A 26,350-nucleotide genomic window follows, 5' to 3' on the forward strand; every position below is an offset into this window, starting at 1 on the left:
GCCACTTTCGCAACCTTCAACGTTGCGAAAGTGGCTTTCGCAACACACGAACCCGCCCGAGCCGCCCGAGCCACGCGAACCCGCCCAAGTACGTGAAGGCCCCCTTCATTGCGCCTAGCGCAGTGAAGGGGGCCTTCACGTACCAGTGGGCCCCCGGTTACCGGGCAATGGGGCCGGGGTGGCGAACAGCGCCCGGGACGAGCGGCGCCCCCGCCCAGGATGAGGCCATGCCCGAGCTGCGTCCGTCTCGTCCGGTCCGGAGAATCTGATGGCGACACCCGAAGAACTGGTGACCGCGCTGCGGGAGTCGGTCAAGGAGAACAGCAGGCTGGCCGCGCGCAACCGCGAACTCGCCGACGCGGCGCGGGAACCGGTCGCGATCATCGGTATGGGGTGCCGCTACCCGGGCGGCGTCGATTCGCCCGAGGCGTTGTGGGATCTGGTGGCCGACGGCCGCGACGCGGTCTCGCGGTTCCCTGCCGACCGCGGCTGGAACCTCGCCGAGCTGTTCCACCCCGACCCCGACCACCCCGGCACGTCGTACGCGCGTGAAGGGGGATTCCTCCACGAGGCCGCCGAATTCGACCCCGAGTTCTTCGGCATCTCGCCGCGCGAAGCGCTCGCGATGGATCCTCAGCAACGGCTCCTGCTGCAGATCAGCTGGGAGGCGATCGAGCGCGCCGGGCTCGACGCGTCGGCGTTGAAGGGCAGCGCGACCGGCGTGTTCGCCGGGATCATGTATCACGACTACGGAGCGGGCGTTTCCGAGCTGCCCGAAGGCGTCGAAGGTTTTCTCGGCACCGGCACCGCCGGCAGCGTGCTTTCCGGCCGCGTCGCCTACACGTTCGGCTTCGAGGGCCCGGCCGTGTCGGTCGACACGGCTTGCTCGTCGTCGCTCGTGGCCGTGCATCTCGCCGCGCAGGCGTTGCGGGCGGGGGAGTGTTCGCTCGCGCTGGCGGGCGGCGCGACCGTGATGGCGGTCCCGGACACGTTCGTCGAGTTCTCCCGTCAGCGCGGGCTCGCCCCGGACGGACGCTGCAAGTCGTTCGGCGCGGGCGCCGACGGCACCGGCTGGGGCGAGGGCGCCGGAGTGCTGCTGCTGGAGAAGCTGTCCGACGCGATCCACAAGGGACACCGGGTGCTGGCCGTAGTGCAGGGCTCCGCGGTCAACTCCGACGGCGCGTCGAACGGCCTCACCGCGCCCAACGGGCCGTCCCAGCAACGCGTGATCCGCGCCGCGCTGGCGAGCGCTCAGCTGTCCACTTCGGACATCGACGTCGTCGAAGCCCATGGAACGGGAACGAAGCTCGGTGACCCGATCGAGGCGGACACTTTGCTCGCCACGTACGGCCAGGACCGGGAGAGCCCGCTGTGGCTCGGTTCGGTGAAGTCGAACATCGGGCACACCCAGGCCGCCGCCGGGGTCGCCGGGATCATCAAGATGGTCGAGGCGCTGCGCCGCGGCGAGCTGCCGCGCACGCTGCACGCCGACGCGCCCTCCCCGCACGTCGCCTGGGATTCCGGCGCGGTCGAGCTGCTCACCGAGCACCGGCCCTGGCCCGAGACCGGCCGCCCGCGCGCGGCGGCGGTGTCGTCGTTCGGGATCAGCGGCACCAACTCGCACGTCATCCTCCGCCAGGCCCCGGAGCCCGCCCCCGTCGAACCCGCGAAGGGGAAAGCCCGGCTCCCGTGGGTGCTGTCCGCACGCAGCGAGGCCGCGCTGCCCGAGCTGGCGGACCGCTTGCTCCAGACCGGCGGTCACCCTGCCGACATCGCCTGGTCACTGGCCACCGGCCGGGCGCCGCTGCCGTATCGCGCGGTCGTCACCGGCGCCGGCGAGGACGAACTCCGCGCCGGCCTGGGCGCACTGGCCCGCGGCGAGTCCGCGCCCGGTGTTGTCACCGGCCGCGCGGGCGGCGGCAAACTGGCCTTCCTCTGCACGGGGCAGGGTTCGCAGCGGCTCGCGATGGGCGCAGGGCTCGCCGCGGCCTTCCCTGTGTTCGCCGAGACCTTCGAGCGCGTCGCGCACCGGCTCGACTCGCATACCGGCTTCAAGCTCGCCGAAGTCCTCGCGAGCGAAGACCAGACCAGGATCGACCGGACCGACGTCGCGCAGCCTGCTTTGTTCGCCTTCGAGGTCGCGATGGCGGAGCTCGTGCGGTCCTGGGGCGTGGAGCCGGACTTCCTCCTCGGGCACTCGATCGGCGAACTCGCAGCGGCGTACCTCGCCGGGGTGTGGTCGCTCGACGACGCCGCCCGCCTGGTCGCCGCCCGCGGCAGGCTGATGCAGGCGCAGCCCGAGGGCGGCGCGATGGTCGCGTTGCAGGCCACCGAGGCGGAACTCGACCTACCCGACGGCGTGAGCATCGCCGCGATCAACGGTCCTTCGTCCCTCGTTCTTTCCGGTGAGGAGGAGGCGGTCGCCGCGGTGATCGAGGCCTTCCCCGGACGGCGCTCCAAGCGGCTCGCGGTCAGCCACGCCTTCCACTCCGCGATGATGGACGGGATGCTCGACGACTTCCGCGTGGTCGCCGAGAGCGTGACGTACGCCGAGCCGCGGATCCCGATCGTCGCCGGTGACGTCCGCGACCCGGAGTACTGGGTGCGGCAGGTGCGCGAACCCGTCCGGTTCGCCGACGGCGTCGCGAGCCTGCACGCCCGCGGTGTCCGGCGTTTCGTCGAGATCGGGCCGGACGCCTCCCTGACCGCGCTCGGTGCCGACTGCGTCAGCGAAGGCGTCTTCATCGCCACACAACGGAAAGATCGTGACGAGGCCGCCGCCGCGGACCTGGCGCGGGGAAGGCTCTTCACCGCCGGGGTGCGGCTCGACTGGGCCCGGATCTTCGACGGCACCGGAGCCACCCGTGTCGACTTGCCGACGTATCCCTTCCGGCGCGACCGCTTCTGGCTCGCCGCCGAGCAGACAGCGCCCCCGGCCCGGCGATACGAAGTCGCCTGGCGCCCGATGGAGCCGGTGGCGTCGCAGGAGTCCTGGACCGTCTACGCCCCTGAAAACACCGCATGGGCGGAAGCCGCCGCGAAGGCTCTCGACGCGCCACTGGTGTCGGAAGTCCCGGAGACCGGCCCGATCCTCGCGTTCCCGGCGGACGGGGCCGCCCTCGCCGCTCTCCTGCGGGACACCCCGGCGAAAGTGTGGTGCGCCACCAGCGATCCCGGCGTCGCCGCGGTCGCCAGGGTCGCGGCGATCGAACAGCCCCGCCGCTGGGGTGGCTGCGTGACCTTGCCCGAGCGGCCGGACCAGGCCGCCCGGCTCCGCGACGTGCTCGACGGTCCCGAAGAGGAGGTCGCGATCCGCGCGGACGGGATCTTCGCCCGCCGGTTCGTGCCCGCCGCGCCCGCGTCCGGAGCGACGTGGACCACCTCCGGAACCGCGCTGATCACCGGCGGCACCGGGGCTCTGGGCGCGCTCGTGGCCGAACGGCTGATCCGCGCCGGGACGGAGCACGTCGTGCTTCTGTCCCGGCGTGGCGAGGACGCGCCTGGTGCGGCGGAACTGCGCGAACGGCTGGAAGGTCTCGGCGCCCGCGTCGGCATCCACGCCTGCGACGCCGCCGACCGGGACGCACTGTCCACAGCGGTCACGGGCCTGAACGATCTCCGCGTGGTCGTGCACACGGCCGGCGTCCTCGACGACGCGATGCTCGACGACGCGACGCCCGAACGCTTCGAGGCCGTCGCCCGGCCGAAGGTGACCGCCGCGCGGCACCTGCGGGAACTCACGGAGGACCTCGACGCGCTGGTGCTGTTCTCGTCCGTCGCCGGGGTGCTCGGCAACGGCGGGCAGGCCGCCTACGCCGCCGCGAACGCGGAACTCGACGCGCTCGCGACCCGGTGGCGGGCCGAAGGTGTCAACGCGGTGTCGATCGCCTGGGGCCCGTGGGCCGAGGGCGGCATGGCCGAGGCCGTCGACGACGCCGTCCGCCGCAAGGGCCTGCGCCCGATGACCCCCGAGTCCGCGGCGGAGGAGTTCGTCCGGGCGATCGCCGCCGGAGACACCTGTGTCACCGTCGCCGACTTCGACTGGCCGTCGTTCTTCGAGGACTTCCGCTCCGCGCCGATGCTCGCCGAGCTGCCGCGACCGGAGACCGCGGCCGTCGAGGCACCGGTGGCGGATCTGCGGTCGCGGCTGACCGGCCTGATCGAACCCGAACAGCGGCGGCTGCTGCTGAAGGTCGCCCGCGAGACCGTGGCCAAGGTGCTCGGCCATCCGGACACCTCGGCGATCGGGCCGGACCGCGCGTTCACCGAACTCGGGTTCGACTCGCTCACCGCGGTCGAACTGCGCAACCGGCTCGACGCCGCGACCGGCCTCGCCGTGCCCGCGACGCTCGTCTTCGACCATCCGACCCCGCAGGCGCTGGCCGCCTACCTCTGGCAGGAGCTCGCCGGGGCGGACGACGACGTGGAGGGCCTGCTCGACGGCCTGGGGGCCGCGCTGAGCCGTCTCGACCCAGGCAGCGACGAACACGCGAAAGCGGGCGCCCGCCTGCGAAAACTCGCCGAGAGCCTCGACGGGCCCGGCTTCACGCCGTCTTCGGACGACGAACTCTTCGCCTTCATTGACCAGCAACTCGGCGCTTGAGCCGGGTGCACGCGACCTCGACCGATGAGTGGGGACACCGTGGGTGAGAACGACAAGCTTCGCGACTACCTGACGCGAGTCACCGGCGAACTGCAGCGCACGCGCGGCAGGCTGGCCGCACTGGAGGACCGCGCCGCCGAACCGATCGCGATCGTCGGCATGGGCTGCCGGTTCCCCGGCGGCGTCCGCACGCCGGAGCGGTTCTGGGAACTGCTGACCGCCGGGGAGCACGGGATCACCGGGTTCCCCGAAGACCGCGGCTGGGACGTCGGCGCGCTCGTCGACCCGGACCCGGACCACCTGGGCACCAGCTACGTCGACCGAGGCGGCTTCGTGGAGGGCGCCGGGGAATTCGACCCGGAGTTCTTCGGTATCTCGCCGCGTGAGGCCGTCTCGATGGATCCGCAGCAGCGGCTCCTTCTGGAGACGTCGTGGGAGGCGCTGGAACGCGCCGGGATCGACCCCAGCTCGCTGTCCGGTGGCCGCGCGGGGGTCTTCGTCGGCACCAACGGCCAGGACTACGGCCGTGACCTGCCCAGGGGGGTCGAAGGCGTCGAGGGCTACCTCGGCACCGGTATCTCCGGCAGTGTCCTTTCCGGACGGATCTCCTACGTGCTCGGTCTGGAAGGCCCGTCGGTCACCGTCGACACGGCGTGCTCGGCGTCGCTGGTCACGCTGCACCTCGCGGTCCGCGCGCTGCGTGCGGGTGAGTGCGATCTCGCGCTGTCCGGCGGCGCCACCGTGATGGCGAGCCCGGACGCGTTCATCGAGTTCTCGCGTCAGCGCGGCCTGGCCCGTGACGGCCTGGTCAAGGCGTTCGCCGCCGGGGCCGACGGCACCGCGTGGGGCGAGGGCGCCGGAATGATCGTGCTGGAGCGGCTTTCCGACGCCCGCCGCAACGGTCACCCGGTCCTTGCCGTGGTGCGGGGCTCGGCGGTCAACCAGGACGGCGCGTCCAACGGTCTCACCGCGCCGAACGGGCCGTCGCAGCAGCGTGTCATCCGCCAGGCGCTGGCCGACGCTCGACTGTCCACAAAGGATGTGGACGTCGTCGAGGCGCACGGCACCGGTACGACGCTCGGCGACCCGATCGAGGTCCAGGCCCTCCAGGCCACCTACGGCCGCGACCGTGGCGAGCGCGGCCCGCTGCTGCTCGGGTCGGTCAAGACGAACATCGGGCACACCCAGGCCGCGGCGGGGGTCGCCGGGATCATCAAGATGGTCCTGGCCCTGCGCAACGGAATCCTTCCCGCGAGCCTCCACATCGACGCCCCGAGCCCGCAGGTCGACTGGTCGCCGGGCACGATCGAACTGCTGACCTCCGCCCGCCCCTGGCCGTCGGGGGAGATCCGCCGGGCGGGTGTCTCCTCGTTCGGCATCAGCGGCACCAACTCCCATGTCCTGCTGGAGCAGGCACCCGAGGCCGAAGAGTCCACAGTGGACGCCGTCGCTCCGCCGGTGGTGCCGTGGGTGCTGTCCGGCCGGACTCCGGCGGCGCTGCGCGCCCAGGCCCGCGCGCTGCTGGGCGTCGAGGGCGACCCGGCCGGCATCGGCTGGTCACTGGCCGCGACCCGGTCCGTCTTCGAGTATCGCGCCGTCGTCACCGGCCGGGACGAGCAGACGTTGCGCGCGGGTCTGAGGGCGGTCGCCGAAGGAGAGCCGGGCGTCGCTGAAGCGACCGACGGCGGTCTCGCGGTCTGCTTCACCGGGCAGGGTTCGCAACGGCTCGGCATGGGCCGCGAGCTGTATGAGGCGTACCCGGCGTTCGCCGCCGCGTTCGACGAGGTCTGCGAGCTGCTGCCGGGGGTGCGGGAGATCGTCTTCGGTGACGACTCCGACGCCCTGAACGACACCGCGAACGCCCAGCCCGCGCTGTTCGCGCTGGAGGTCGCGCTCTACCGGCTGGCCGAATCATGGGGTGTGGTCCCGGACTTCCTGATCGGGCATTCCGTCGGCGACTTCGCCGCCGCGCACGTCGCGGGGGTCTGGTCGCTGGAAGACGCGGCCGCGCTGATCGCCGCGCGTGGCCGCCTGATGAGCGCCTTGCCGCGCGGCGGCGGGATGTGCGCGATCGAGGCGACCGAGGACGAGGTCCGCGCCGCACTGGTCGCGGGAGCGGACGTCGCGGCCGTCAACGGTCCGCGCGCGATCGTCGTTTCCGGCACCGAGGACGCCGTGCGGACCGTCGCCGAGGTGTTCGCCGGGCAGGGCAGCCGGACCAAGCACCTCGCGGTGTCCCACGCGTTCCACTCGGCGCTGATGGACGGCATGCTCGACGACTTCGCCGCCGTCGCCCGCCGGGTCACCTACAAGACACCGAAGATCGCACTGATCGCGGGCGTCACCGGCCATATCGCCGACACCGCCGAAATCCTCGACCCGGCCTACTGGGTACGGCACGTGCGCGAAGCCGTGCGGTTCGCGGACGGGATCGGCGCGCTGGCCGACGCGGGCGTCACCCGCTTCCTCGAACTGGGCCCGGACGGCATCCTGTCGGCCGCGGGGCAGGAAAGCGCCGAGGGCTTGTTCGTGCCCGCGCTGCGCCGCGACCGGCCCGAACCCGAGACCTTCGTCGCCGCGCTGGCCGCCATGCACGTCCACGGCGGGAGGGTCCGCTGGGCCGCCGCGTTCGACGGCGCACGCCCGGTCGACCTCCCCACCTACCCGTTCCAGCGCGAGTTCTACTGGCTTCCCGCGACCCACGCCGCCGGTGACGCGGCCGGTCTGGGCCTCGGTTCGCTCGGCCATCCGCTGCTCGGTGCGGCCGTTTCGGTCGCCGACGCGGGCGGATTCCTGTTCACCGGCAGCCTTTCGCTCCGGACGCATCCGTGGCTGGCCGACCACGTGGTGCACGGTCAGGTCGTCGTGCCGGGCACCGCGCTGGTCGAACTCGCCGTACGCGCCGCCGACGAAACCGGCCTGGCGGTACTGGAAGAACTGACGCTGCAAACCCCGTTGGTGCTCCCCGAAAGCGGCGCGGTCCAGGTGCAGCTGTGGGCCGGCGCGCCGGAGGACTCCGGCCATCGGTCGCTCACCGTGCACTCGCGCCCGCACGGCACGGGGGAGTGGACACTGCACGCGACGGGCGCGCTCGCCCCGGCCGCTCCCACGCCGGATCGGGAGCTGACCGAGTGGCCGCCGCCCGGCGCCGAAGCCGTGTCCCTCGAAGGCCGCTACGCCGAACTGGCCGCGGCCGGTCTCGAGTACGGCGAGATCTTCCGGGGCTTGCGTTCCCTGTGGCGCGACGGCGACCACACCTACGCCGAGGTCTCCCTCCCCGAGGCCGCCCGGGACCAGGCGGGCAGGTTCGGCCTGCACCCTGCGCTGCTGGACGCGGCGCTGCACGCCCTCGCCGAGGGCGACGGCCCCGCCCGCCTGCCGTTCGCGTGGAGCGACGTCGTCCTGCACGCCTCCGGCGCGGCCGAACTGCGTGTCCGGCTCACCCCGTCCGGTGCCGACGCGGTCAGCCTGCGCGTTGCCGACGGCACCGGTGCGCCGGTCGCGACCGTCGGTTCGCTGGTCGTCCGTCCGGTTTCGGCCGGTCAGTTGCGGCCGGTGGCCACCCGCGACGGTCTGTACGAGCTGGCCTGGCGCCCGATCGCCGCGCCGCAAACTGAAGCGCCGAGCTGGGCGCGCTTCGCCGACGTCACCGGCGAGGCGCCCGAGGTCGTCGTGTACCGCGCCGAGGGTGACGACGTGCACGCCGTCACCGGCGCCGCGCTGGACGTCCTCCGGACCTTCCTCGCCGAAGACCGCTTCACCGCGTCGAAACTTCTTGTCCACACTGGACAGTCCGATGTGGATCCGGTGGCCGCCGCGGTGTGGGGCTTGGTGCGCAGCGCGCAGTCCGAGCATCCGGACCGGTTCCTGCTCGCCGACGCCGACGAGCTGACCGACGCCGTACTGGCCTCCGGTGAGCCGCAGGTCGCCTTCCGCGACGGCGAACTCCGCGTGCCGCGTCTCGTCACGCCCGAATCCACGGGACGTCTGCTCCCGCCGCCCGGGAACTGGCGGCTCGGCCTGTCCGGCAAGGGCACCTTCGACCACCTGACCCTGGAGCCGCTGCCCGACGAGCCGCTCGGCCCGCAGGGCGTCCGCGTCTCCATCCGCGCCGCCGGGCTCAACTTCCGCGACGTGCTCAACGCGCTCGGTATGTACCCCGGCGAGGCCGGGCTGCTCGGCAGCGAGTTCGCCGGGACCGTCCTCGAGGTCGGCGCCGACGTCACCGACCTGCGCCCCGGCGACCAGGTGATGGGTCTCGTCTCCGGCGGCGCCGGCCCGGTCGCGGTCGCCGAACGGCCGATGATCACCCGCAAACCCGCGGAGTGGACCTACGAACAGGCCGCTTCGACACCGCTGGTGTTCCTCACCGCCTACTACGCGCTGGTCGACCTGGCCGGGCTCAAGGCGGGCGAGTCGATCCTCATCCACGCCGCCGCCGGTGGCGTCGGGATGGCCGCCACCCAGCTCGCGCGCCATCTGGGCGCCGAGGTCTACGGCACGGCCAGCGAGAGCAAGCAGTACGTGCTGCGCGACGCCGGTCTGGACGACGCGCACATCGCCTCCAGCCGCACACTCGATTTCGAGCAGCGATTCAGCGGTATCGACGTCGTCCTGAACGCGCTCGCCGGGGACTTCGTCGACGCCTCGATCCGCACGATGGCGCCGGGCGGCCGGTTCCTGGAGATGGGCAAGACCGACATCCGCGAGCCCGAAGGCGTCCACTACCGGGCCTTCGACCTGATCGACGCGGGGCCGGAGCGGACCGCGCAGATGTGGGACGCGCTGACCGCCCTGTTCGATTCGGGCGCGCTCGCCCCGTTGCCGACCCGGACGTGGGACGTCCGTGAGGCGCGGGAAGCGTTCCGGTTCCTCAGCCAGGCCAAGCACATCGGCAAGGTCGCGCTCACCATGCCGCGGCCGCTCGACCCGGAGAGGACGGTGCTGATCACCGGCGGCACGGGTGGTCTCGGCGCCCTGATCGCCCGTCATCTCGTGACCGCGCACGGCGTCCGGAAGCTCCTGCTCACCAGCCGCCGTGGCCTGGACGCGCCCGGCGCGCGGGAGTTGGTGGCCGAGCTCGATGCCGACGTGAAGGTCGTCGCTTGCGACGTCTCCGATCGCGACGCCGTGGCGGCGCTGCTGGACGGCGTCGACCTGACCGGTGTCGTCCACGCCGCCGGTGTCCTGGACGACGGCACCATCGACGCGCTCACCCAGGCGCGGCTCGACTTCGTGCTCGGACCGAAGGCCGACGCGGCCCGGCATCTGCACGAACTCTCCGGTGACCCGGAACTGTTCGTCACCTTCTCTTCGGCGGCGGGCGTGCTCGGCGCGCCGGGGCAGGGCAACTACGCGGCGGCCAACGGCTACCTCGACGGTCTCGCCGCCCACCGCCGTTCGCTCGGCCTGGCCGGGCAATCGCTGGCCTGGGGACCGTGGGCCGCGGGCATGGCGGAAACCCTCGGCGAGGCCCACCTCGCGCGCCTTCGCGCCGGGGGAACTCCCGCGCTCGCCGTCGAGGACGGCCTCGCGCTGTTCGACGCCGCCATCGCCGCCGGGGCGCCGCTGGCCATCCCGGTGCGACTGGACCTGCCCGTGCTCGCCGCGTCCGGGCCGCTCCCGCCGCTGCTCGGCGCGCTGGTCAAACCCGGCCGCCGGACCGCGAAATCGGGCGGTGGGCAGGATTCGTCGCTGGCCAGGCGGCTCGCCGGGCTGACCGAGGCCGACCAGGACCGCGAACTGCTGGACCTCGTCCGCACCCAGGTCGCCCTCGTGCTCGGGCACGTCAACGCGGCCACCGTCGAACCCGGCCGCGGGTTCATGGACCTCGGTTTCGACTCGCTGACCGCGGTCGAGCTGCGCAACCGGCTCGGCTCCGTGACCGGCCTGCGGCTGCCGTCGACGGTGATCTTCGACCATCCGACCCCGGTCGCGCTCGCCGGATACGTGCGTTCGGAACTCCTCGGTGACCTGACCGCCGGACCGCGTACCCGTGCCCGCGTCACCGACGACGGCGAGCCGATCGCGATCGTCGCGACCAGCTGCCGGTTCCCCGGTGGCGTGAACACGCCGGAAGACCTGTGGCGCCTGGTCTCCGAGGGCCGCGAAGGGCTCACGGAGTTCCCCACCGACCGTGGCTGGGACCTGGCGGCCCTGTTCGACCCGACGCCGGGCAAACAGGGCGTCTCGCACACCCGGACGGGCGGATTCCTGCCCGACGCGGGCGACTTCGACCCGGAGTTCTTCGGCATCTCGCCCCGAGAGGCCCTCGCGATGGACCCGCAGCAGCGGTTGCTGCTGGAGATCGCGTGGGAGGCCTTCGAACGCGCGGGGATTCCGCCGGGCACCCTGCGCGGCAGCGACACCGGCGTCTTCACCGGCGCGATCTACCACGAATACGCCTCCCGGCTGACGAAGATCCCGGAGGAGGTCGAAGGTTTCCTGGGCACCGGCACGTCCGGCGCGATGATGTCCGGCCGCGTCTCGTACACCTTCGGATTCGAGGGGCCCGCCGTATCGGTGGACACGGCGTGCTCGTCGTCGCTGGTCGCGATGCATCTGGCGAGCCAGGCGCTGCGGTCGGGGGAGTGCTCGCTCGCGCTGGCGGGCGGTGTCACGGTGATGGCCAACCCCGACCCGTTCGTCGACTTCAGCAAGCAGAACGCGATGGCGGTCGACGGCCGCTGCAAGGCGTTCGCCAACGGGGCCGACGGCGTCAGCTGGGGTGAGGGCGCCGGGTTCGTGCTGCTGGAGAAGCTGTCCGACGCGCGCCGCAACGGGCATCCGGTCCTCGCGCTGCTCAAGGGTTCCGCGGTCAACCAGGACGGCGCGTCCAGCGGTCTCACCGCGCCGAACGGGCCTTCGCAGCAACGCGTGATCCGGCAGGCACTCGCCAACGCCGGACTGTCCACTTCGGACGTCGACGTCGTCGAAGCGCACGGCACCGGAACCAGGCTGGGCGACCCGATCGAGGCGCAGGCCCTGCTCGCCACCTACGGCCAGGACCGCGAAGAGCCGCTGCTGCTCGGCTCGGTGAAGTCGAACTTCGGGCACACACAGGCCGCGGCGGGCGTGGCCGGGGTGATCAAGATGGTCGAGGCGATGCGGCACGGCGTCGTCCCCGCGACACTGCACGTCGACGCGCCCTCGGCCCAGGTCGACTGGGAGACCGGCGCGATCCGCGTGGCCACCGAGTCCGCGGGCTGGCCGGAGACCGGCCGTCCGCGCCGGGCGGGGGTGTCCTCGTTCGGGTTCAGCGGGACCAACGCGCACGTCGTGCTCGAACACGTTCCCGCACCCGAGACCGATAAGCCGGCCGCACAGCCCGCGATGCTGCCCTGGGTCCTTTCCGGACGTTCCGAGGAAGCCCTGCGGGCGCAGGCCGCACGACTCGCGGACCTGACGGCCGACCCGCTCGACGTCGCCTGGACGCTCGCCACCGCCCGCACTGCGCACGAACGTCGCGCGGTCGTCGTCGGGGCCGACCCGTCGGTGCTGCGCGCCGGGCTGGCCGCGTTCGCCGACACCGGCCGGGCCGCCAACGTCGTCTCCGGGCGGGCGGTCACCGGCAGGCTCGCGGTCCTGTTCACTGGCCAGGGCTCCCAGCGCGCCGGTATGGGGCAAGGGCTTTACGAGACCTTCCCCACGTTCGCGGCGGCGTATGACGAGGTCGCCGCGTTGCTCCCGCTCGACGGCGACATCGACCGCACCGGTACGGCGCAGCCCGCGATCTTCGCGCTGGAAGTGGCGCTGTTCCGGCTCTTCGAGTCCTGGGGTGTCACCCCGGACCTGCTGGCCGGGCATTCGATCGGTGAGATCGCGGCGGCGCACGTGGCCGGGGTGTTGTCGCTGGAGGACGCGGCGAAGCTGGTCGAGGCGCGTGGCCGGTTGATGGAGGCGTTGCCCGAGGGTGGGGCGATGGTCGCGGTGCAGGCGTCCGAGGACGAGGTGCGCGAGTACTTGTCGGACGAGGTGTGCCTGGCCGCGGTGAACGGTCCGCAGGCGATCGTTCTGTCCGGTGTGGATGGTCCGGTTCGCGAGGTCGCCGCCCGGTTCGCGAAGGAGGGGCGCCGCACCAAGCATCTCGTGGTGTCGCACGCGTTCCATTCGGCGCTGATGGAGCCGATGCTGGCGGAGTTCGCCGAAATCGCGGAATCCCTGGAGTACCACGAACCGCGGATCCCGATCGTGTCCACAGTGGCCGGATCGGCGGATTTGACCGACCCGGCGTACTGGGTGCGGCACGTCCGCGAAACCGTGCGGTTCGCCGACGGGCTCGCTGCGCTGACCGCCGAGGGCGCCACGACGTTCCTCGAACTCGGACCGGACGCCGTGCTCAGCGCGCTGGTCGACGCCTGCGTGCCCGCGCTGCGCAAGGATCAGGACGAGGCCCGGACCGCGATGACCGCGCTGGGTGCCGTGCACGCCGCCGGTGCCCCCGTCGACTGGGACCGCTTCTTCGGCGGCAGCGGCGCACGGCCGGTGAACCTGCCCACCTATCCGTTCCAGCGCCGTCGCTTCTGGCTGCTGGCCCCACCGGGATCCGGCGACGCCACCGCGCTCGGCCTCGGCGCGCTCGACCATCCGCTGCTCGGCGCCGCCGTCGCGCTGCCCGAACGCGGCGGGATCGTGCTCACCGGCAGGTTGTCGCTCGACGAACAGCCGTGGCTGGCCGGGCACCGCGTCCGCGACGCCGTCCTGCTGCCCGGCACCGCGTTCGCCGAACTGGCCGTGCGGGCGGGTGACGAGATCGGCTGCGGCACCGTCGAAGAACTGACGCTGCAGGCACCGCTCGTGCTCACCTCGGCCCCGGTACAGCTGCGAGTGTCCCTTTCGGACAGTGGTGCCCTGGCGGTGCACTCCCGTCCCGAGGACGGCGACTGGACGTTGCACGCCACCGGCTCGCTCACCACGGCCGTCCAGGAGCCCGCCGCGGAGCCGGAATGGCCGCCGCCCGGCGCGGAACCTGTTGACCTGGATGGCTTCTACTCCACGCTCGCCGACGCCGGGCTCACCTACGGGGACCCGTTCCGCGGGCTGCGGGCCGCCTGGCGCCAGGGCGACGAAGTCTTCGCCGAGGTTGCGCTGCCCGAGGGCACCGACGTCCGCGGATTCGGCCTGCACCCGGCCCTGCTCGACGCCGTTCTGCACGCGGTCGGCCTGACCGGCGGCCCGGCGCGGCTCCCGTTCTCCTGGGCCGGGCTGGCGTTGCACGCCACCGGCGCGACCATCCTGCGGGCCCGGCTCACCCCGGCCGGTCAGGACGCAGTCTCCTTGCGTGTCACCGATGGCGCCGGTGCGCCGGTGCTCTCGGTCGCGTCGCTGAGCCTGCGGCCGGTCGGTGACGGGCCACTGCCCAGCGCCGCCTCCGACGCGCTGTTCGGCATCGACTGGATTCCCGTCGCGCTGCCTTCGCAGGCCGAAGACGTCGCCGTGTACGAAGCCGCGTCGGTCGAGGCGACCCTGGAGGCGTTGCAGGCCGCCGAAGACCGGCTCGTCGTGCACCTGTCCGGCGACAGCCCGGAGCACGCCGCCGCCGCCGGACTGGTGCGCAGCGCGCAGGCCGAGTATCCGGACAGGTTCGTCCTGGTCCACGGTTCCGGTGACGCCCGGATCGCGGCCGCCACCGGTGAGCCCGAGATCATGCTCACCGACGACGGTCCGCGTGTTCCCCGGCTGACGAGGTCCCGCGCCACGGCCGATCCCGACTGGACGCTCGACGGGACCGTGCTGGTCACCGGCGGTACCGGCGGACTCGGTGCGCACGTCGCCCGTCGGCTCGTCGAGCGGCACGGTGTCCGGCATCTGCTCCTGGCCGGACGCCGGGGCGCCGACGCCCCCGGCGCCGAAGAACTGCGGGACGAGCTCACCGCCCTCGGCGCGGAAGTGACGATCGCCGCCTGCGACGTCGCCGACCGGTCCCAGCTGGAGTCCGTCCTCGCCCTCGCCGAACCGCCGCTCAGCGGGGTGGTGCACGCGGCGGGCGTCCTCGACGACGGTGTCCTCTCCGCGATGACACCCGAGCGGCTCGCCGCCGTGGCAGGACCGAAGGCCGAAGCCGCGTGGCATCTGCACGAATTGACCTCGGACCTGAAGCTGTTCGTCACGTTCTCCTCGATCGCCGGTGCCCTCGGCGCCGCCGGTCAGGCGAACTACGCGGCCGCCAACGGCTACCTCGACGGGCTCGTCACCCTCCGGCGCGCCCAGGGGCTTCCCGGTACGTCGATCGCCTACGGCCTCTGGGAAACCGGCATGGGCGAGGGCCGCGGCGGCGCGGCGCTGCCCGTGGAAGCCGGGCTGGAGCTGTTCGATCTGCTGGCTCTCGGTGACGACCCGCGGCCCGTCGCGGCCAAGCTCGACCTGGCCGCGCTGCGGGCGGAGACCGAGGTCCCGCATGTGCTGCGGAGCCTGGTCCGGCCACGACGTCGCCGTGCGGCGGAGGAAGCGGAAGCCGTGGGCCTGCGGCAGCGTCTCGCGGGCGTGCCCGCCGGGGAGCGGACGCGCCTGCTGACCGAACTGGTCCGCACCGAGGCCGCGCAGGTCCTCAGCCACCCCAGCCCCGACGCCGTCGAAGCCGACCGCGCCTTCGGTGACCTCGGTTTCGACTCGCTCACCGCGGTCGAGTTCCGCAACCGGCTCGGCACGGTCACCGGGCTGCGGCTCCCGGCGACCCTCACCTTCGACCACCCGACCCCGGTCGCGCTGGCCGAATTCCTGCTCGCCGAACTGCTCGACGAACCCGCCGACACGACCCCGGTCTTCACCGCCGCCCGCGCCGACGGCGACCCGATCGTCATCGTCGGCATGGCCTGCCGCTATCCGGGCGGCGTGACGTCTCCGGAAGAGCTGTGGGACCTCGTGGCCGGCGGCCGCGACGGCGTGACCCGGTTCCCCGAGGACCGCGGCTGGGACGTCGACGGCATCTACGACCCCGACCCCGACCGGCCGGGCAAGACCTACACCCGTGAGGGCGGTTTTCTGCACGACGCGGGCGACTTCGATCCGGAGTTCTTCGGGATCTCGCCGCGGGAAGCGCTCGCGATGGACCCGCAGCAGCGGCTGCTGCTCGAAGTCGCGTGGGAGGCGCTCGAACGCTCCGGCACCGATCCGGCGTCGCTCAAGGGCAGCCCGACCGGGGTGTTCGCCGGTGTCATGTACCACGACTACGGCACCCGGCTCGGCGACGACGTTCCCGACGACGTCGAGGGTTTCCTCGGCACCGGCACCTCGGGTTCCGTGCTGTCCGGCCGCGTCGCCTACACCCTCGGGCTGGAAGGGCCGGCGGTTTCGGTCGACACGGCGTGCTCCTCGTCGCTGGTCGCCCTGCACTGGGCGACGCAGGCGCTCAAGTCGGGGGAGTGCTCGCTGGCGCTGGCCGGTGGTGTCACGGTGATGGCGACACCCGAGACCTTCATCGGGTTCTCGCGGCAGCGCGGCCTCGCCGCCGACGGCCGCTGCAAGTCCTTCTCGGCCGACGCCGACGGCACCGGCTGGGCCGAAGGCGCCGGGATGCTCGTGCTGGAACGGCTTTCCGACGCGCGCCGCAACGGGCATCGCGTGCTCGCGGTCGTCAAGGGCTCGGCGGTCAACTCCGACGGCGCGTCCAACGGCCTCACCGCCCCGAACGGTCCTTCGCAGCAGCGCGTGATCCGTCAGGCGCTCGCCGCCGCCGGTGTCCCGTCGTCCACTGTGGACGCCGTCGAGGCGCACGGCACCGGTACGACGCTGGGCGACCCGATCGAGGCGCAGGCGCTTCTGGCCACGTACGGCCGCGAGCGTGACGGCGAACCGTTGTACCTCGGTTCGGTGAAGTCGAACTTCGGCCACACGCAGGCCGCGGCGGGTGTCGCCGGGATCATCAAGATGGTCCAGGCGATGCGTCACGGGGTCCTGCCGCCGACGCTGCACCTGGGCGAGGCGACCCCGCACGTCGACTGGGAAGCCGGTGACGTCGAGCTGCTCGCCGAAGGCCGGGAGTGGCCGGAGACCGGACGGCCGCGGCGGTCCGCCGTGTCGTCCTTCGGGATCAGCGGGACCAACGCGCACGTCATCCTCGAACAGCCTCCGGCCGAAACACCTGCCCCGCGCGAGGTCGTGGCTCCCGCGCTCGTGCCGTGGGTGCTCTCCGGCCGCGCCGAGAACACCCTGCGCGAACAGGCGGGGCGACTGCTCGGCCGCGACGGTGAACCGGTCGATGTCGGCCTGGCTCTCGCCACGACGCGGACCGCGCACGAGCGGCGCGCCGTCGTCCTCGGCACTACGGACGCGGAACTCCGCGCCGGCCTCGAAGCGCTGGCCGAAGGCACCGCCATGCCGTCGGTGGTCGCCGGACGGGTACTGCCCGGCCGGACGGCGTTCCTGTTCACCGGTCAGGGATCGCAGCGTCCCGGTATGGGCCGGGGGCTCTACGAAGCGTTCCCGGTGTTCGCGGCGGCTTACGACGAGGTCGCGGCGCTGCTCCCGGCCGGCGGTGACCTGAGCCGTACCGGTTCCGCGCAGCCCGCGATCTTCGCGCTGGAGGTCGCGCTGTACCGGCTCGCCGAGTCGTGGGGCATCGTGCCCGACTTCGTGGCCGGGCATTCGATCGGCGAGATCGCCGCCGCGCATGTGGCGGGCGTGCTTTCGCTGGAGGACGCGGCCAAACTCGTCGAGGCGCGCGGACGGCTGATGGAGGCGCTGCCCGAGGGCGGCGCGATGGTCGCGGTCCAGGCGAGCGAGGACGAGGTGCGCGAGCACCTGACGCCGAAGGTGTCGCTGGCCGCCGTCAACGGCCCCGACGCGGTCGTGCTGTCGGGTGCCGCGTCGCCGACGCTCAAACTGGCCAAGAAGTTCGAGAAACTCGGCCGCCGCACGAAGCGCCTGGACGTCTCGCACGCCTTCCACTCGGCCCTGATGGAGCCGATGCTCGACGAGTTCGCCGCCGTGGTCCGGGAGCTCGATTTCTCGGCCCCGGTGATCCCGTTCGTGTCCACTGTGGACGGAGAGTCCACCGGCCGGGTCGCCGAGCCGGAGTACTGGGTCGAGCACGTCCGCGCCACCGTCCGGTTCTCGGCCGGGCTCGCGTGGCTGCGCGAGACCGGGGCTACCAAGTTCCTCGAAGTCGGCCCGGCCGCCGTGCTGACCGCGCTCGCGGACGACGGCCCGGACACGTTCGCGGCGTCGTTCCTGCGCGCCGACCGCGACGAGGCGGAGACCGCGCTCACCACGCTGGCCGCCGCGTACACCCGCGGTGTCGCCGTCGACTGGGCCGCCGTGTTCCGCCCGACCGGTGCCCGTGTCGTCGACCTGCCGACGTCGGTGTTCGACCGCCGCCGCTTCTGGCTCGCCGCCGGATCCGGCGCGGGCGACGTCACCACGGCCGGGCTCCAGGCCGCCGGGCACCCGCTGCTGGGCGCCGCCGTGCCGTTCGCCGACGGCGACGGCTGGGTCCTCACCGGACGCCTTGCGATCACCACGCATCCGTGGCTGGCCGGGCACGCCGCGTTCGGCGAAGTGCTCGTCCCCGGCACCGGACTGCTCGAACTCGCGGTCCGCGCCGGTGACGAAGCCGGCTGCGGAGGCGTGGAGGAACTGACCCTGGCCGCGCCGCTGGTGCTGCCGCCGCACGGCGCGCTGGACGTCCAGGTGCTCGTCGGCGCGGCGGGCACGGGCGGACGACGCCCGGTTTCGGTGCACTCCCGTGCCCCGCAAGGGGAGTGGACCGAGCACGCCACCGGCACCCTCGCTCCCGAGGCGGCCACCGTGCCGTCCGGCCTCACCGAGTGGCCGCCCGCAGCCGAGCCGATCCCCCTCGACGGGCTGTACGCGGACATGGCGGCCGCGGGCCTCGATTACGGCCCGCCGTTCCGCGGGCTGACCGCCGCCTGGCGCGACGGCGACACCGTGTTCGGCGAGGTCGAGCTGCCGGAGGGAACCGAAGTCGACGGCTTCGGCCTGCATCCGGCACTGCTCGACGCCGCGCTGCACACTCTGGGGCTCACACCGGGGGAGGGCACCCGCCTGCCGTTCCTGTTCGGCGACGTCACCCTGCACGCCACCGGCGCCACCGCGCTCCGGGTCCGGGTCACGCCCGCCGGATCCGGATTCTCCTTGCTGGCCACCGACACCACCGGTGCGCCCGTCGCCACGATCGGCACCGTCGCGGTCCGGGCCGCGGAAGCACCGAGGCAGCGCGGCACGGATTCGCTCTACGAGCTCACCTGGGTCGAAGTGCCGGCCGACGGCGAAGCCGGCGAAGACGTCGAGGTCTTCACCGCGCCGGACGGCGAGCCGCGCGCCGCGCTCGCCGCGACGCTCGCCGCCGTCCAGGAATTCCTCGCCGACGGCGGGCCGCGCCTGGTGGTGCGCACCGGCGCCACCCCGGCGGGAGCCGCCGTCCGCGGGCTCGTCCGCACCGCCGCGTCGGAGCACCCGGACCGGTTCGTCGTCCTCGAAGGGGATGACGTGGCGAAGGCGCTGGCCACCGGCGAACCGCAGGTCCGGATCCGCGACGGCGTCGCGGAAGCCCCACGGCTCGCGAGGACCACGGCGGGAGAACCCGCTCTTTGGGGCGAGGGCACGGTTCTCGTCACCGGCGGTACCGGCGGGGTCGGAGCGGCCATCGCCCGGCATCTCGCGCCGCGGGTCACCCGGCTGGTGCTCACCAGCCGCCGCGGCCTCGACGCGCCCGGCGCCGCGGAGCTGGCGGAAGAGCTCGGCGCCGAGGTCGTCGCCTGCGACGTCACCGACCGCGACGCGCTCGCCGCGCTGCTCGATGGGATCGAAGACCTCACCGGCATCGTGCACGCCGCCGGTGTGCTCGACGACGGCGTCGTCACCGAGCTGACCCCGGAGCGCTTCGACACCGTGCTGCGGCCCAAGGCCGAGGCGGCTCTCGCACTCCACGAACTCACCCTCGGCAGGCCGTTGACCCAGTTCGTGCTGGTGTCCTCGGTTTCCGGGATCCTCGGCGGCCCGGGGCAGGCCAGCTACGCCGCGGCCAACGCCCTGCTCGACGACCTCGCGCGCCGCCGTCACGCGGAAGGCCTGCCCGCTCGTTCGCTGGCGTACGGGTTGTGGGCCAACGGCATGGGCGGTCAGTCCGATGTGGACCGTCTGGCCCGTGCCGGTTTCGGCGCGCTGACCGACGAAGAAGGTCTGGCGCTGTTCGACGCCGCGCTGGCCGCCTCGACGCCGGTCCCGGTGCCGGTCAAGCTCGACCTGGCGACGTTGCGCACGCTGGCCCGCACGAGCGAGCCCGCTCCCGCGCTGCGCGGTCTGGTCCGGGTGCCGAAGCGGCGGGGCGCGGCCAACGCCGCGGCGGCCGCCGGGCTGACCGCGACGCTCGCCCGTCTTTCGCCCGCCGATCAGCTGTCTCATCTGGTCGACCTCGTCCGTGGCCACGTCGCCGACGTGCTCGGACACGGCACCGCCACGTCGGTCGAGGCCGGTCGCGCGTTCACCGAACTCGGCTTCGATTCGCTCACCGCCGTCGAACTGCGCAACCGGCTCGGTGAGGCGACCGGATTGCGGCTGCCCGCCACGCTGGTGTTCGACCACCCGAACCCGGTGGCGCTGGCGACCCACATCCGCGGCGAACTGGCCGGTGACGAAGCAGGTGTGGACACCGAGCCGGTCCGGGTCGCCGAGCCGGACGAGCCGATCGCCATCGTGGCGATGAGCTGCCGGTTCCCCGGCGGGGTGAGCTCGCCGGAAGACCTGTGGCGCCTGGTCGCCGAGGGAACCGACGCGATCACGCCGTTCCCCTCCGACCGCGGGTGGGATCTCGACCGGCTGTACCACCCGGACCCCGACCACCCCGGCACCAGCTACGCCCGCGAGGGCGGCTTCCTGCACGACGCGGCCGACTTCGACGCCGAGTTCTTCGGAATCTCGCCGCGGGAGGCGGTCACCGTCGACCCGCAGCAGCGGTTGCTGCTGGAGACCGCACAGGAAGCGTTCGAGCGGGCGGGGATCGACCCGGTCTCGCTGCGCGGCAGCGCCACCGGCGTGTTCGCGGGCGTCATGTACGACGACTACGCCTCCCGGCTGACCGCCACCCCGGACGGGATGGAAGGCCTGCTCGGCACCGGTAGCGCGAGCAGCGTGCTGACCGGCCGGGTCGCGTACACCTTCGGGCTCGAAGGCCCGGCGGTGTCGGTCGACACGGCGTGTTCGTCTTCGCTGGTCGCCCTGCACTGGGCGGCGCAGGCGCTGCGCTCGGGTGAATGCGGGCTGGCGCTGGTCGGCGGTGCGACCGTGATGGCCAGCCCGAACCCGTTCATCGAATTCTCGCGTCAGCGGGGCCTGGCCGCCGACGGCCGTTGCAAGCCGTTCGCGGCCGCGGCCGACGGCACCGCCTGGGCCGAGGGCGCCGGATTCCTGCTGCTGGAACGGCTTTCCGACGCACGCCGCAACAGGCGTCACGTGCTGGCGGTCGTGCGCGGCAGCGCGGTCAACCAGGACGGCGCGTCCAACGGCATGACCGCGCCCAATGGTCCGTCGCAGCAGCGGGTGATCCGCCGCGCGCTGGCCGCGGCGGGTGTCGAATCGTCCACTGTGGACGCCGTTGAGGCGCACGGCACCGGGACGGCGCTGGGCGACCCGATCGAGGCGCAGGCGTTGCTGGCCACCTACGGCCAGGACCGCGAAGAACCGCTGTGGCTGGGCTCGGTGAAGTCCAACATCGGCCACACGCAGGCCGCCGCCGGTCTCGCCGGGATCATCAAGATGGTCGAAGCGATGCGGCACGGAGTCCTGCCCGCGACCCTGCACGTCGACGAGCCGTCCCCGCACGTCGACTGGGAAGCGGGCGAGGTCCGGCTGCTCACCGAGGCGCGGCCGTGGCCGGAAGCGGGCCGTCCCCGGCGGGCGGCGGTGTCGGCGTTCGGGATCAGCGGCACCAACGCGCACGTGATCCTGGAGCAGGGCCCGGATCCCGAAAAGCACACAGCCTCGGCGGTGCCGTCGCTGCTGCCGTGGGTGCTCAGCGCCCGCACCGAAGACGCGCTCCGAGCCCAGGCCGGACGGCTTCTCGGCACCGTCGGATTCGCCGACCCGGTCGACATCGGCTACGCGCTGGCGGCCACCCGGACCGCGTTCGAGCGGAGGGCCGTGCTCACCGGCGACGCCGACACGCTGCGCACCGCGCTGGCCGCGCTCGCCGGTAGCCGGAGCACCCCGGAGGTCGTCACCGGCCGTGCCACGGAAGGAAAACTGGCGCTGCTGTTCACCGGGCAGGGTTCCCAACGGCTCGGCATGGGCCGGGGGCTCTACGAGGCGTTCCCGGTGTTCGCGGCGGCTTACGACGAGGTCGCCGCGTTGCTCCCGCTCGACGGCGACCTCGATCGCACCGGTACGGCGCAGCCCGCGATCTTCGCCCTCGAAGTGGCGTTGTTCCGGCTCGTGGAGTCGTGGGGGATCCGGCCCGATTTCCTGGCCGGGCATTCGATCGGTGAGATCGCCGCGGCCCACGTGGCCGGGGTGTTCTCCCTGGAGGACGCGGCGAAGCTCGTCGAAGCACGCGGCCGGTTGATGGAGGCGCTACCCGAGGGCGGCGCGATGGTCGCGGTCCAGGCGTCCGAGGACGAGGTGCGCGGGTACCTGTCGGACGAGGTCTGCCTTGCGGCGGTGAACGGTCCGCAGGCGATAGTTCTGTCCGGTGTGGACGGCCCGGTCCGTGCGGTCGCCGACAGGTTCGCGAAGGAAGGCCGCCGCACCAAGGCGCTGGTCGTCTCGCACGCGTTCCATTCCTCGCTGATGGAGCCGATGCTGGCGGAGTTCGCCGAAGTGGCGGAAAGCTTGAGCTACGCCGAACCGCGGATCCCGATCGTGTCCACAGTGACCGAAGCGGCTGATCTGACCGACCCGGGCCACTGGGTGCGCCACGTGCGGGAGACCGTCCGCTTCGCCGACGGCGTCCGCGCGCTCACCGAAGCGGGCGTCACCCGGTTCGCCGAGTTGGGCCCGGACGGCGTGCTCTCTGCGATGGGCCTCGACAGCGCCCCCGACGCGATGTTCGTCCCGCTCCTGCGCAAGGATCGCGACGAGCGACGCACTGCCGCCCACGCATTTAGCCGACTAATTGCGGCCGGGGCCGAGGTCGACTGGACGAAGTTCTTCGACGGCACCGGCGCCCGTGCCGTCCCGCTGCCCACGTACGCGTTCCAGCGCGAGCGGTTCTGGCTCGATCCGCCCGCCGTCGCCGGGGACGCCGCCGGGCTGGGCCTGGCCGCGGCCGGGCACCCGCTGCTCGGGGCGACCGTGCCGACGGCGGGTGAGGACGGTCTCGTCGGTTACGGCAGGCTTTCCCGCGCGGCACAGCCGTGGCTGGCCGATCACGCGGTGCTCGGCACCGTGCTGGTCCCCGGCGCGGCCCTGGTCGAACTCGCCGTCCGGGCCGGCGACGAACTCGGCTGCGCCCGCGTCGCCGAACTGACCATCGCCGCGCCGATGGTGCTGCCCGAGACCGGCGGGCTCGCCGTGCAGGTCGTGGTCGGCGCCGCGGACGACGACGGACGGCGTCCGGTGTCGATCCACTCCCGGCTCGACGAGGCCCCGTGGACCGAGCACGCGACCGGCCTGCTCGCCCCCGGCGACGCGGACCCGGCGGCCAAGGACACCGCGTGGCCGCCCGCCGGAGCCAAGGCTCTCGACGTCACCGAGCTCTATCCGGGGCTCGCCGACGCGGGCCTGGAGTACGGGCCGGTTTTCCGAGGCCTCACCGCCGCCTGGCTCGTGGACGACGAGGTCTGCGCCGACCTCGAACTGCCCGCGGTGGCGCATGCCGACGCCGGGAAGTTCGGCCTGCACCCGGCCCTGCTCGACGCCGCGCTGCATGCCATCGGTCTGCTGCCGGGCAACGCCGAGACCACCCGGTTGCCGTTCCTCTGGCGGGACGTCGTTCTGCACGCGGCCGGCGCCACCGCCGCCCGGGTCCGGGTCGCCGCCTCCGGGACCGACTCGGTACGGCTGGAGCTCACCGACGGCGCCGGAGCGCCGGTACTGACGGTGGGATCGTTGCTGCTCCGCGAGGTCACCGATCTCGGACCGGCTTCTCCGTCCACTTCGGACTCGTTGTTCCGGCTCGGCTGGTCCGCGATCACGACCGGCTCCCCGGTTACGGCGACGGAACTGCTTTCGGCGGTACCCGAAGCAGGCGAGACTCCGGCGGCCACCCACGCGCTTCTGCGCGGCACGTTGGAGAAGCTGCAGGAATGGCTGGCCGAGGAGAAGGGCGCCACCCTCGTGGTGCGCACCGAGAACGCGGTCGCCGTGTCTGCTTCGGACAGTGTCGACCCGGCTTCGGCCGCGGTGTGGGGCCTGGTCCGCAGCGCCCAGTCCGAGAATCCCGGCAGGCTGGTGCTGCTCGACGCGGCCGAAGCCGACTTCGACACCGCGCTGGCCGTGCTGGGCGATGAAACGCAGCTGGCCGTGCGGGACGGCGTCGTCCACGCCGCGCGGCTGCTGACCGCCGCGTCGTCGCCGGATCTCGCGCCGCCGTGGCACGAACCGGCCTGGCGCCTCGACAGCGTCGTCAAGGGCACCCTCGACCGGCTCTCCTTCGAGCCTTACCCCGATGTGCTCGAACCGTTGCTGCCGCGCGAGGTCCGGATCGCCACCCGGGCGGCCGGGACGAACTTCCGCGACGTGCTCAACGTGCTCGGCATGTACCCGGGTGACGCGGGCCGGATCGGTTACGAGGCCGCCGGTGTCGTCACCGACGTCGGCTCCGAGGTGACCGACCTCGCGCCGGGTGACCGGGTGATGGGCCTGGTGCACGGCGGGTTCGGCCCGCTCACCTTCGCCGACCGGGATCTGCTGGCCAAGATGCCCGACGGCTGGACGTTCGAAGAGGCCGCGTCGGTACCTCTGGTGTTCCTCACCGCTTACTACGCGCTGACCGACCTCGGCGGACTGAAGAAGGGCGAGTCGGTCCTCATCCACGCCGCCGCCGGTGGGGTCGGGATGGCCGCCACGCAGCTCGCGCGGCATCTCGGCGCCGAGGTGTTCGGCACCGCCAGCGAGGGCAAATGGGACGACCTGCGCGCCGCCGGGCTGGCCGACGACCACATCGCGTCGTCGCGGACGCTCGACTTCGAGGAACGGTTCCTCGAGACCACCGGCGGCAAGGGTGTGGACGTCGTCCTCAACGCCCTGACGGGTGACTTCATCGACGCGTCGATGCGCCTGTTACCGCGCGGTGGACGGTTCGTGGAAATGGGGAAGACCGACGTCCGTCCGGACGGCGGCGCCGCGGGGCACCATCCCGGTGTGACTTACCAGGCGTTCGACGTGATCGACGCGGGCAACCACCGGATCGCGCGGATATGGGAGGAGTTGATCGCCTTGTTCGACCAGGGCGCGCTCACCCCGCTGCCGATCCGCACCTGGGATCTGCGGCGGGCACCGGAGGCGCTGCGCTTCCTGTCCCAGGCCAAGCACGTCGGCAAGGTCGTGCTGACCGTGCCGCGCCGCCCGATCGGGGGCACGGTGCTCGTCACCGGCGGCACCGGCGGGCTCGGCGCGGTCCTGGCCAGGCATCTGGTCTCCCGGCACGACGTCAAGGATCTGGTGCTCACCAGCCGCCGTGGCCCGGACGCGCCCGGCGCGGCCGAACTGGCGGCGGAACTGACCGGGCTGGGCGCGACCGTGCGGATCGAGGCGTGCGACGCCGCCGACCGCGCGGCGCTCGCCGCGGTCCTGGACCGCACCCCGGGCCTGACCGGGGTGGTGCACGCGGCCGGTGTCCTCGACGACGGCCTGCTCACCGCGCTCACCCCCGAACGGCTGGAAAAGGTGCTGCGGCCCAAGGTGGACGCGGCGTGGAACCTGCACGAGCTGACCCGCGGTCACGACCTGACGATGTTCGTCCTGTTCTCCTCGGCCGCCGGGGTGCTCGGCGCGCCGGGGCAGGCGAACTACGCCGCGGCGAACACCTTCCTCGACGGGCTCGCGCACCACCGCCGCGGCCTCGGCCTCCCGGCGACGTCGCTCGCCTTCGGTCTCTGGGCCGACGGCATGGGCGACTCGGCCGACGCGGACCGCATGGGCCGCGACGGGGTGGGCAGTTTCGACCCCGCCGAGGGACTGGAGCTGTTCGACCTGGCCACCGGCCTGGCCGAGCCGGTCTCGGTGCCGGTGAAGCTGGACGTCGCCGGGCTCCGGGCGATGACCGGACCGGTGCCGCCGCTGCTGCGCGGTCTCGTCCGCGGTCCGGTGCGGCGTGCCGCACCGGTGGACGCCGCGGCGCAGGCCGACGGGCTCAAACGACGGCTCGCCGGGCTGTCGCAGGCGGACGCCGAACTGGTGCTGCTCGGGGTGGTGCGCGGCCAGGCCGCGGCCGCGCTCGGGCACGACGGCGCGGACTCGATCGAGCCGGGCCGGGCGTTCACCGAACTGGGCTTCGACTCGCTGACCGCGGTCGAGCTGCGCAACGGGCTCGACGCGGCCACCGGGCTGCGTCTTCCCGCGACGCTGATCTTCGACTACCCGACCCCGGACGACCTCGCCAAGTTCCTGCAGTCCGAAGTGATCCCGGCCGCGGACACCGGCTTGGCCTCCGGGATCGACAAGCTCGCAGCCGAGCTGTCCACAGTGGACCTGGCGAGCGCGGACGGTGCCGAGGTCGAGGCGAAGCTGCGGAACCTGGTGTCCCTGTGGCAGGACCGGACGCGCCCGTCGTCCGGCGGCGACGCGGATCTGGAAGTGGACACCATCGACGACATGTTCGCCCTGCTGGACAACGAACTCTGACCCCGGCCCGCC

The 26,350-nt window shown here is 73.0% G+C and carries 2 protein-coding genes; both read left to right on the forward strand.

What is annotated here, in order from left to right; genetic code table 11:
- Positions 1 to 289: 289 nt before the first annotated feature.
- Complete coding sequence (locus ACOCEP_RS25730) at positions 290 to 4,603, forward strand: type I polyketide synthase (RefSeq protein ID WP_482339824.1); 4,314 nt, start codon at positions 290 to 292, stop codon at positions 4,601 to 4,603.
- A 39-nt stretch (positions 4,604 to 4,642) separates the two neighbouring features.
- A complete protein-coding gene (locus tag ACOCEP_RS25735) occupies positions 4,643 to 26,338 on the forward strand; it encodes an SDR family NAD(P)-dependent oxidoreductase (RefSeq protein ID WP_482331545.1) in 21,696 nt (7,231 codons plus the stop codon).
- Positions 26,339 to 26,350: the final 12 nt, after the last annotated feature.

The organism is Amycolatopsis sp. CA-211722, assembly GCF_056828465.1.